Source organism: Parvibaculum sp., assembly GCF_002684405.1.
In the GTDB taxonomy this organism is placed as follows: Bacteria; Pseudomonadota; Alphaproteobacteria; order Parvibaculales; family Parvibaculaceae; genus Parvibaculum.
The window spans coordinates 1-10854 of the sequence record NZ_NYVD01000083.1 but is presented as its reverse complement, the minus strand read 5'-3'; the positions used below and the strand labels follow the sequence as shown (position 1 = coordinate 10854).

Genomic DNA, 10854 nt, shown 5'->3' with positions numbered 1-10854 from the left:
TCTTTCGGCGGCGGCGAACCGTCCTGCCAGAATGCCCATGGCGCCGCTTTCCACATAGCCTTCGACGCCGGTGATCTGGCCGGCGAAACGCAGGCGCGGCTGCGCCTTCAGCCGCATGGCATGATCGAGAAGCGTCGGGCTGTTCAGGAAGGTGTTGCGGTGCAGGCCGCCGAGCCGCGCAAACTCCGCCTTTTCAAGGCCGGGAATGGTGCGGAAGACGCGCTTCTGTTCGCCGTGCTTCATCTTGGTCTGGAAGCCGACGAGGTTGTAGAGCGTGCCGAGCTTGTTGTCCTGACGGAGCTGGATCACCGCATAGGGCTTCACATCCGGGTTATGCGGATTGGTGAGGCCGACCGGTTTCATGGGGCCGTAGCGCAGGGTCTCGACGCCGCGTTCGGCCATGACCTCGATAGGCAGGCAGCCGTTGAAATAGGGGGTGGATTTTTCCCATTCCTTGAATTCGGTCTTCTCGCTTTCGATCAGGGCACGGATGAAGGTCTCGTATTGCTCCTTGTCGAGCGGACAATTGATGTAGTCCTTGCCCGCGCCGCCTGCGCCTTCGCCGCCCGATCCCACGCGGTCATATCGCGACTGGTACCAGCAGACGGACATGTCGATCGTCTCCTTGTAGACGATCGGGGCGATGGCATCGAAAAAGGCGAGTTCGTCGTCGCCGGTCAGTTCGCCGATGGCCGTGCCGAGCTTTGCCGAGGTCAGCGGGCCAGTGGCGATAATCACATTGTCCCAGTCTTCGGGCGGCAGGCCGTCCACCTCGCCGCGCTCCACCGTCACCAGCGGATGGTTCGAGAGGCGTTCGGTGATGACGCCGGAGAAGATGTCCCGGTCCACGGCCAGCGCGCCGCCCGCGGGCACTTTTGCCTGTTCGGCGGCTTCCATCATCAGCGAGCCCGCCCGGCGCATCTCTTCATGCAGCAGGCCGACGGCGTTCTGCTCGGGATCGTCGGAGCGGAAGGAGTTGGAGCAGACCATCTCCGCAAAGCCGTCCGTCTCATGCGCGTCGGTTTTCACCACGGGGCGCATTTCATGCAGGACGACGGGCACGCCGGCTTGCGCGAGCGCCCATGTGGCTTCCGAGCCGGCCATGCCGGCGCCGATCACGTGAACGGGTTTGATGCTTTCTGTCATGTCGCAGGAGATAGCATCAGCCCCGGCTCAGTTCCAGACCCTCAATCCCACACTTTCGGCTTCCGGTCCTTCCAGGCACATTCCTTTTCGAGCTGGGCGGCGAGGCGGAAGAGCGTTGCCTCGTCGGCATAGCGGCCGGTGAACATCATGCCGATGGGCAGGCCGTTTTCTGACTGCCAGAGCGGCACGGACATGGAGGGCTGGCCGGTGAAATTGAAGGGCGGGGTGAAGGGGAAGACGCGGCTCTGCCGGCGGTTCAGCTCCTTGGGCTCCTGATCGGCGGTCAGATGGCCGATTTCCGGCTGGAGGTCGCCCAGTACCGGGCAGAGATAGACATCGAAATCCTCAAACAGGCCGAGGATCTGCCGGTTCATCAGGCGAAGCTGCTGCCAGCCCCACATGGCCTGTGCGCCGGTGACTTTCTGGCCGCCCTTGAAGCCCGCCCAAGTGTTGGGTTCCAGCTCGTCCTCGCGCGGTTCCCGGCCCATCGCCTCGATGCGGCGCATCATGCCGGCGGCAAAGTTCGACGCGGAAACCAGCCCCTGCGCGCGGTAGAGGGTGCGATAATCGACGCCCAGCCCCGTCGGCACGACCTCGTGGCCGAGCTTTTCCAGAAGGTCTGCCGTCTTTTCGAGCGCCGCCTGAATTTCCGGCAGGATGGGCCGCCCGCTCGGCGTTTCCGGCGACCAGGCGATTTTCAGCTTGCCGGGGTTCTTGGTGATTTCTTCCATATAGGGTGCAGCCTTGGGCGGCGGCGCGTAAGGCGAGGCGGGTTCGGGGTATCCCGTCGCATCCAGCATGGCGGCGCTGTCGCGCACCGTGCGGCTCACCACATGGTCGACGCTGAAGCCGATGGCGCGGTCATAGTCGCCGGGGCCTTGCGGATTGCGGTCGCGCGTCACTTTCAGGCCGAAAAGGCCGCAACAGGCCGCCGGGATACGGATCGAGCCGAGCCCGTCCGAGGCATGGGCCAGCGGCACGATGCCCGCCGCCGTAGCCGAGGCCGCGCCGCCCGACGAACCGCCGGAGATGCGCTCCGGGTCCCAGGGGTTCCGGCAGGGGCCGAGCAGCGTTGATTCCGTCGTTCCGGTGATGCCGTATTCCGGCGTATTGGTCTTGCCGAACAGTACGGCGCCGGATGCGCGGTAGCGTTTGGTCAGCTCGGTGTCTTCGGTATCCACGATATCGGCCACGAAGCGGCTGCCGGAGGTGCGCGGCCAGCCTTTCACCTGGATGCCCAGATCCTTGATCAGGAAGGGAACGCCCTTGAACGGGCCATCGGGGAGGGGGCCTTTCGCCGTTTCGAGCGCCTCGTCATAGGCCTTGTGAACCACGGCATTGAGCGTCCCGTTGTGCCGTTCGACCCGCGCAATCGCCTCCTCGGCCAGTTCGGCGGGCGTGACCTCTCCCTTTTCCACCAGCCCGGCCAGGCCCAGCCCGTCATAGTCGGCGTATTCCTTGAACGGCATCCTCGTTCCTCCCCTTGTTTTCGCGATCGGTATCTATGGGGAAAAGATTAGCGGTTGGGGAGGCCGGGTCAAATCGGGCGTGTGTGAGTAAAAATTACTCCGAGTACGGATAAGGCGGTTTCCCGGTGAAGAGAGGGCCCTCGATGACCGCATCCTCGCCCGGTCCCCAGCTCTTCACGACGAAACGCGCCTTGTGCCGGATATCGGGGCCGGTGGGGCCTGCGTCGTGCGACACGTCGCCCACATTCATCTGTTCCACGACGATGGCGTTTTCGGTCACGGTCACAAGCGAAAAACCGTGCCCGCGCGAGTCGACATAGGAAAGCCCGGGGCTCGCCCGATCGTTCACGAACCAGTCGCCCCAGCCCTTGCCTGCATAAGAGGTCACGAGGCCGCAGCGGAACCCGTTCACCAGCGTGTTGTTCCAGTTGGGCAGGTCGTTGCCGTCGGCATCCTTCACGACAGTGATGCGGTAGAACGTATCGTTGCCGCTTGCGGCGCGCTCGACGCTGGAGAACAAATCGCCGGAGCTGATGGCGCCGCTCATGAACTCCGCAGCCGGGAAGGTCGGCGTTTCCGCATCCGGGTCCACCGGCAGCCGGCCCGCGGCGAAAGCGTGATAGTCGCCCGACAACGTCACGAGATTGGTGATGCCGCTGGCGCGCACATAGGCCATGAGCTCGCGCAACTCGCCGGGATAGCCCTGCCAGCCATCCGTGCCGACATAGCCGTCCCGATAGTCCGCCATGGGGACCGATGAAAGGTCCAGGCGCATGGAGAGCGCAGGGACGGAACTGCCCCAGAACCGCCAGCGCGCCTTCGAGGCTTTCAGCACGGCCTTGAACCAGCGCTTCTGGCGCGCGCCCATCATGGTGCCGGGCGGCAGGTCGGCGCGGGGATTGGCGATTTCCTTGTCGCCATAGGAGATGGTCGCGGGCGGCTTGCCGCCATTCGCCATACGTCCGGCATCGAGCGTTGTGACGATATCGATTGGTGGAAGTGGCGCTCCCTTCGTCAGCTCCTTCACCTCTTTCGTCATCACCGGCGGACTGCGATAGGAGCGCAAATCCGTCAGGATGAGGTCGAGCAGGGAGCCCCAGCGGAGCGTCCGGTAAATGGTGATGCTGTCGAGCGCGGCGATATTCGATTTGTCCTGCAGGAGGAAGCCGTCATCGGGATCGCCGAAGGGCTCGTCCTTCACCGTCGCAATTTTGAAGTCGGCGGCCTCGGAGGCGATGTCGTCGAGCGAGCTTGCGCCGGTGAGGATCGCGGGCACGAATTCGAACCAGGCGGCGTTGGCGGCCAGCTTGCGGCTCTGCGCGGGCGTCGCATCGTCAAAATAGGTGGCGGCGGACTGCCAGGCATCGTTTGAAAACTCGTGATCGTCCCATGTCGCGATGATGGGAAAGCGGGCACGGGCGGCCTGAATGTCAGGGTCGCTGAGATAGACCATGTAGAGATAGCGATAGTCGTCCTTCGTCACGGCGGCCTGTGCGCCGCGCTGCCACCAGGGATGCGAACCATCCGGCTCCCATGGGTCGGATCCGTCCGGCATATGGCCGACGAGCCGGGCAGGCGTCTGGTCCTGAGGCACATCGCCCGCGACCTCGTAAATGAAATCGCCCAGATGAAGCACGAAATCGAGTTGGCGCTCCGGCGGCGCGGCGATGTCGTCATTTACCAGACGTCGCCAGGCCCCATAGAAACCCTGTTCGTAATTCTGACAGGACACAAAGGCGAAACGCACGGGCCGGTCCGCATCCGGGGGCGGGGCCGTCCGTGTACGCCCGATCAGGTGGGAGGTGTCGCTGCCTGCGTAGAAACGGTAGTAGTAGATCGTGTCCGGCTGAAGGCCGTCGACAAGCAGGCGGACGGTATGGTCGGCTTCGGCCGGCGCCCGCACCGTACGTTCGAGAACGAGGCTCTCGAACGCCTCGTCCTTCGCGACCTGGACATAGAGGTCGATGGAGCCGTTGAGCGGCTGGGCAACGGGATCGTCATTGCCCGCAATCCGCGCCACGCGCGTCCAGAGCAGAACGGCGTCGGGCTGCGGGTCCCCCGAGGCCAGACCTTGCGGAAAATGGAACTGGCCCGGCGCGGCTTCGGCCCGGTTCAGGCGCGCCAGAAACGGAACGGGCGAGGCCGTGAGGGCATAGCAGCCCGCCGCCGCGCCAAACAATTTCAGAAAGTCGCGTCGGCTCGGCCGCGCCCCGTCGCCTTTCAGCATTTTGCTGTCCCCAGCCACCTCACGTCAGGCTTCTCTTATAGGAAGTTTGACGCCGGACGGATACGCCTGGATTTCGGGAGCGGCCTGTTATTTGGCCGTTTTTCGACGCGAAGATGCGGATGGCGATTTGCGCCGCGTGGTGGGGGCTTTCTTCGCAGGCCCGGAGCGGCTGGCCGCGGCGGCGCTTCGCTTGGCGCCGCTCTGGCCACCCGTCTTCTTGCCCTCCGTCGTCTTGCTCTGGAGAGGCTTACGGGAAAACATGGTCTTCAGATATCGGCCGGTATAGGAGCGCGCTTCGGCGGCTACATCTTCCGGCGTCCCGAAGGCCACGATCTCGCCGCCGCCATCGCCGCCTTCCGGTCCCAGGTCGAGAAGCCAGTCGGCGGTCTTGATGACTTCGAGATTGTGCTCGATCACCACCACCGTGTTGCCATTGTCGACAAGCTCATGCAGCACATCGAGCAGCTTCGCCACGTCGTGGAAGTGGAGGCCGGTGGTCGGTTCATCCAGGATGTAGATGGTTCGTCCGGTCGCACGCTTCGACAATTCCTTGGCGAGCTTCACGCGCTGCGCCTCGCCGCCGGAAAGCGTCGTCGCCTGCTGGCCGACCTTGATGTAGCCCAGGCCCACGCGCTTCAGGACTTCCATCTTATCGCGCACGGCGGGAACGGCCTTGAAGAAGTCGGCGGCTTCCTCGACCGTCATCTCGAGCACGTCGGCGATCGACTTGCCCTTGAACTTCACTTCCAGCGTTTCGCGGTTGTAGCGATGGCCGTGGCAGGCGTCGCATTCCACATAGACGTCCGGCAGGAAGTGCATCTCGATCTTGATGACGCCGTCGCCCTGACAGACCTCGCAGCGGCCGCCCTTCACATTGAACGAGAAGCGGCCAGGCTTGTAACCGCGGGCGCGCGATTCCGGCAGTTCCGCAAACCAGTCGCGGATGAAGGTGAAGGCGCCGGTATAGGTTGCGGGGTTCGAGCGCGGCGTGCGCCCGATGGGCGACTGGTCGATATCGATGATCTTGTCGAGATGTTCGAGTCCGAAAATCTCGTCGAAGGCGCCGGGATGTTCGCGCGCATTGTTGAGCCTGCGCGCCACCGCCTTGTAAATCGTTTCGATGAGCAGGGTGGACTTGCCGCCGCCGGACACACCGGTGACGCAGGTGAAGACGCCGAGCGGTATTTCCGCCGTCACGTCTTTCAGATTGTTTTCTCTGGCGCCGGTCACCTTGAGCGACTTGCCGTTTCCCGTGCGGCGCTCGGCGGGCACCTCGATCTGGCGGAAGCCGGTGAGATACTGGCCTGTCAGGCTGTCGGCATTGCGCATGATGTCGTCGGGCGTGCCTTCCGCGACGACTTCGCCGCCATGCACGCCTGCGCCGGGGCCCATATCGACTACATAATCGGCCGAGCGGATGGCGTCTTCGTCATGCTCGACCACGATGACCGTGTTGCCGAGGTCGCGCAGGCGCTTGAGCGTGTCGAGCAGGCGGTCATTGTCGCGCTGATGGAGGCCGATGGACGGCTCGTCCAGCACGTAGAGAACGCCGGTCAGGCCTGAGCCGATTTGCGAGGCCAGACGGATGCGCTGGCTCTCGCCGCCCGACAGCGTGCCGGAATTGCGCGAGAGCGTCAGATATTCGAGGCCGACATTGTTGAGGAAGTGAAGGCGCTCGCGGATCTCCTTGAGGATGCGCGCGGCGATGTCCTTCTGCTTCTTGTTCAGATCCTTGTCGAGGTCGCGGAACCATTCATCCGCCTGACGGATCGACATTTGCGAAAGCTGGCCGATATGGAGGCCGGCGATCTTCACTGCCAGCGCTTCCGGCTTCAGGCGGTAGCCGCCGCATTCCTCGCAATCGGTGACGCCCTGATAGCGCTCGATCTCCTCGCGCGCCCAGGCGCTGTCGGTTTCGCGCCAGCGGCGCTCGAGGTTCGGGATCACGCCTTCGAACGGCTTCTTGGTCTTGTAGGACCGCATGCCGTCGTCATAGGTGAAGGTAACGATTTCGTCGCCCGACCCGTAAAGGATGACGTTCTGCGCTTCCTCCGGCAGCTTCGACCAGGGCTGCGCCATGGAGAATTTGTACTGCCGCGAAAGCGCCTGAAGGGTTTGGGTGTAGTAGGGCGAGGTGGAGCGCGACCAGGGCGCGATGGCGCCGTTCTTCAGGGAGAGGCCGGGATCGGGCACGACCAGTTCCGGGTCCATGTAGAACTGCGTCCCGAGACCGTCGCAGCTCGGGCAGGCGCCAAAGGGATTGTTGAAGGAAAAGAGCCGCGGCTCGATTTCGTCGATGGTGAAGCCCGACACGGGGCAGGCGAAGCGCGACGAGAAGATGATGCGTTCGGCGTCTTCCTTGCCTTCCTTCCTGTCGGCGAGTTCCACCACGGCGATGCCGTCGGCAAGCCCCAACGCGATCTCGAAACTGTCCGCGAGGCGATTGCCGAGATCGTCGCGCACCACGATACGGTCGACCACCACGTCGATGTCGTGCTTGAGCTTCTTGTTCAGCGCCGGCACGTCGTCGATTTCGTAGAACTCGCCGTCGACCTTGACGCGCTGGAAGCCCTTTTTCTGGAGTTCGGCGAAATCCTTGCGGTATTCGCCCTTGCGGCCGCGCACGATGGGGGCCAGCAGGTAAAGCCTTGTGCCTTCCGGCAGCGCCATCACGCGGTCCACCATCTGCGTCACGGTCTGGCTTTCGATGGGAAGGCCCGTCGCGGGCGAATAGGGGATGCCGACGCGCGCCCAGAGCAGGCGCATATAGTCGTAGATCTCCGTCACCGTGCCGACGGTCGAGCGCGGATTGCGCGAAGTCGTCTTCTGCTCGATGGAGATGGCGGGCGAGAGGCCGTCGATCTGGTCGACATCCGGCTTCTGCATCATCTCCAGGAACTGGCGGGCATAGGCCGACAGGCTTTCGACATAGCGCCGCTGGCCTTCGGCATAGATGGTGTCGAAGGCGAGAGAGGATTTGCCCGAACCGGAAAGACCGGTGATGACGATGAGTTCGTCGCGCGGCAGTTCCACCGAGACGTTCTTCAGATTGTGCTCGCGGGCGCCGACGACGCGGATGGCGCGCGTGATATCCGCCGGCGCGGATTTGTCGGTCTTGCCGGTGGCGGCTTTTTTGCTGCGCGTGGTGCTCATGTCGGGGGGCCGGTACTCAATGGGGAAGGCATGGAAAGACGGGGAGAGGAGACGGTCCCGTCTCTCAACCACTCATGTATGTAGCCCGGAGCGTCCGCCTTCAAGGGGCGGGCTCAATCCGGACTGCGAAAAGGCAGAATATTTGCGTCGGGGGCGCGGTCTTCGACGGCGAGGACGTCCTCTTCCGTCAGGGGGCGTCGCCCGAAGGCGATAAGGCGGCGGTTCACCCTCTCAAGGGCTGTCATGAACTGGTCCGTCGTCTGGTCGAGATTATCGCACAAGGCCATCCAGTTTTCTGCGGCATTCATCGGTCGGTCTCCGGCTAGACTCGCTGTCACGTGAGAATGCTAGCGCCTTGATATGAACAAAACAAGAACAAGTGAGGTTGGTCGGAGACCGTCAGTCCTGGCGGGGAAGCGGTTCGAGGGCGCGCGGGTGGGCCCGGTCGATCATCCAGCCGGATACCGTCCAGATGAGGATGGCCGCGGCAGCACCGACAATGCCGTCCAGCGCATAGTGGAAGGCGAGCATGATGGAGCCGATGAAGATCGCGACGGCAAAGGCGGTCAGGGCGATCCCCCAGATGCGTCCCAGCCGCCAGCCCAGCAAGGCCAGCGTGGTGGCCATCGCGACGTGGATGCTGGGCATGGCCGAAATGCCAGCACCCGCGATGGTGCCTTTCAGGGAGAAGATCGACCACAGGCCGCTTTGCACCGAGAGCGCCATCAGGCTGTGCTCATTGCCGTTGATGGCGTGGAGATGCTGGAGGAGGCCGTCGAAGGGTGTCGGGGTTCCCCAGAGTTCCGGCAGGAAGGCCGGACCGGCGGAGGCAAGGGCGAGCGCGCCGAACGTGCCGAGAAGCCCCCAGTTCAGGGCCAGCGTGGTGATGAATTGCAGCCGCAGATGAGGACGGCGGACGGAGAGAAGCTGGAGAACGAAGGTCGCGGCGAGGAGCGGAAACCAGAGATAGTAGATACCGTCGAGCGCCTTGATCGCCCAGGGGGCGCCGAAGGGCCCCATCAGAAACTGCCAGGGCAATTCGCCGCCCGTCAGCCGGAGGGTCCAGTCGATGATGGGCCTGTCGAGATCGAAGGGCTGCAGGTGGCCGACATAAACCTTCGTCGCCGTGAAGCCGGCCAGCACGAAGGCCAGCGGCACGAGCACGGTGAGGAGGTTGGCGGCTTGCCCGGGCTGGAGATATCTGGCCTCAAGCACCCGCTTCAGCGTCTCGCGCGGATGGGAAAGGCCGGTCTGGACGGCGCAGATGGCGGTCCACAGGACGAGGACGACCGCCAGGGGCATGGCCATGATGAGGAGAAGGCTGGCGAGGTTCCGGGACAGGAGCGCCGCGCCGCCGGGGGCGGAGAGGGCCAGAAACGGCCAGACCGTTGCGACGCAAAGCAGGCAAAGCGCCAGATAATGCCGGTGGCTGAAGACAGCCTTCCCGACCTCACCGGCCCAGATATTCCAGCTTTTACCGCTGCTTTCGCTTTGCATCGTGGCGTAGTCGGTCATGTTCCGGTTTGCCCTCCCGGGGATCCCGGAGGCCAGATTGCGCGAACGACTTTATGGAAGAGTTAATGGCCGAATTGCGTTTGTCCCGCTTTATGAATAGGACAACAGGGTAGCGAAACGAGCTGCGCGATTCCGGGAACGGGCAGACCGGCCTGTTCAAGGCGATACGACGGGGATAAACCTGTCGCAGGCAGAAAACAGCGAGGCGAATATGGCAGGCAGCGTCAACAAGGTCATTCTGGTGGGCAATCTGGGCGCGGATCCTGAAATCCGCCGCACACAGGACGGCCGGCCGATCGCAAATCTGCGGATAGCCACATCGGAAAGCTGGCGCGACAAGAATTCCGGCGAGCGCCGCGAGCGCACCGAATGGCACCGCGTGGTGATTTTCAGCGAGGGGCTGTGCCGGATCGCCGAGCAGTATCTGAAGAAGGGCTCCAAGGTTTATCTCGAGGGCTCGCTGCAGACCCGCAAATGGCAGGATCAGTCCGGCCAGGACCGCTATTCGACGGAAGTCGTGCTGCAGGGCTTCAATTCCGTCCTGACCATGCTGGACGCCCGCGGTGGCGGGGGCGGCGGCGGCGACTTCGGTGGCGGCGGTGGCGGCAGCTACGGAAATGATGATTTCGGCGGCGGCGGTGGCAGCTCCAGCGGCAGCGGTGGCGGTAACGATTTCGCCCAGGACCTCGACGACGAAATTCCGTTCTGAGGCATTCGCGCCCTATTGCCGGGCGGCAAGATTCAAGGCCCCGTTCCGCCTGAAACCATGGCGGGCGGGGCCTTTCATTTGCCGTATTCCGGGCAGGCCGACGGCCTGACTTTTTCTTCTTTTAAATCAATGTCTTATGCTTCCCCATTCGCGGTCTTTGAAGTTGCCGTGACAGGACCGACCTGCTAGATTGTGGGCAAGTCAAAAAAGGGGATTCGGAGCTCTTCCGAAGCCTCTTTTTCATCCCTTAAAATGCCACGCAGCAAGGCCGGTTTTTCCAGCTCTGGCGGGCGCTCAAGAAGACGAAAAACACTTGTCCGATACTCCAGAAACCGATCAGCCGGGCGACGAGCCGATGTCCGGAAACGGGGACGGCATGAACGGCGGTCCTGGTGGCGGCCAGGGTGGCGGCACCGGAAACGGCGAAGGCGGCGGCCCGCCGCCCGAGCGCGATGTGGCCCCGATTTCCATCGAAGAGGAAATGCGCACCTCCTATCTCGATTACGCGATGAGCGTGATCGTGAGCCGTGCGCTGCCGGATGCGCGCGACGGGCTCAAGCCCGTGCATCGCCGCATTCTCTTCTCGATGAACGAGAACGGCTACGACTGGAACAAGGCCTATCGCAAATCGGCCC

General features: G+C 63.5%; 8 protein-coding genes. 2 read left to right on the top strand and 6 right to left on the bottom strand.

The genetic code is table 11. The annotated features are described in order from the left end of the window. The 6 genes from trmFO to CMI59_RS07300 all read right to left on the bottom strand — a co-directional run. On the bottom strand, nt 1–1146 hold a 1146-nt coding region (trmFO, locus tag CMI59_RS07325; RefSeq protein WP_293326730.1), incomplete at its 3' end, for a methylenetetrahydrofolate--tRNA-(uracil(54)-C(5))-methyltransferase (FADH(2)-oxidizing) TrmFO. Nucleotides 1147–1187: 41 nt separating this feature from the next. Further along, a complete protein-coding gene (locus tag CMI59_RS07320; protein WP_293326727.1) occupies nt 1188–2615 on the bottom strand; it encodes an amidase family protein in 1428 nt (475 codons plus the stop codon). Between the two features lie 94 nt (nt 2616–2709). After that, complete coding sequence (locus CMI59_RS07315; protein ID WP_293326724.1) at nt 2710–4842, bottom strand: alkaline phosphatase D family protein; 2133 nt, start codon at nt 4840–4842, stop codon at nt 2710–2712. A gap of 87 nt (nt 4843–4929) precedes the next feature. Next, nucleotides 4930–7995 carry an excinuclease ABC subunit UvrA gene (gene uvrA / locus CMI59_RS07310; RefSeq protein WP_293326722.1) on the bottom strand — a complete coding sequence of 1022 codons (3066 nt, stop codon included), beginning with the start codon at nt 7993–7995 and terminating at the stop codon, nt 4930–4932. A 113-nt stretch (nt 7996–8108) separates the two neighbouring features. Continuing rightward, nucleotides 8109–8303, bottom strand: a complete 195-nt coding sequence (locus CMI59_RS07305) for a hypothetical protein (RefSeq protein WP_293326719.1) — start codon at nt 8301–8303, stop codon at nt 8109–8111. Between the two features lie 91 nt (nt 8304–8394). Beyond that, nucleotides 8395–9510 carry a phosphatase PAP2 family protein gene (locus CMI59_RS07300; RefSeq protein ID WP_293326716.1) on the bottom strand — a complete coding sequence of 372 codons (1116 nt, stop codon included), beginning with the start codon at nt 9508–9510 and terminating at the stop codon, nt 8395–8397. A gap of 211 nt (nt 9511–9721) precedes the next feature. Between CMI59_RS07300 and CMI59_RS07295 the strand changes: the two genes are divergently transcribed. Continuing rightward, on the top strand, nt 9722–10219 hold the full coding sequence (locus tag CMI59_RS07295; RefSeq protein ID WP_293326713.1) for a single-stranded DNA-binding protein: 498 nt from the start codon (nt 9722–9724) through the stop codon (nt 10217–10219). Nucleotides 10220–10595: 376 nt separating this feature from the next. Next, nucleotides 10596–10854 (top strand): DNA gyrase subunit A (locus CMI59_RS07290; protein WP_293326733.1); only part of this gene is annotated, 259 nt, incomplete at its 3' end.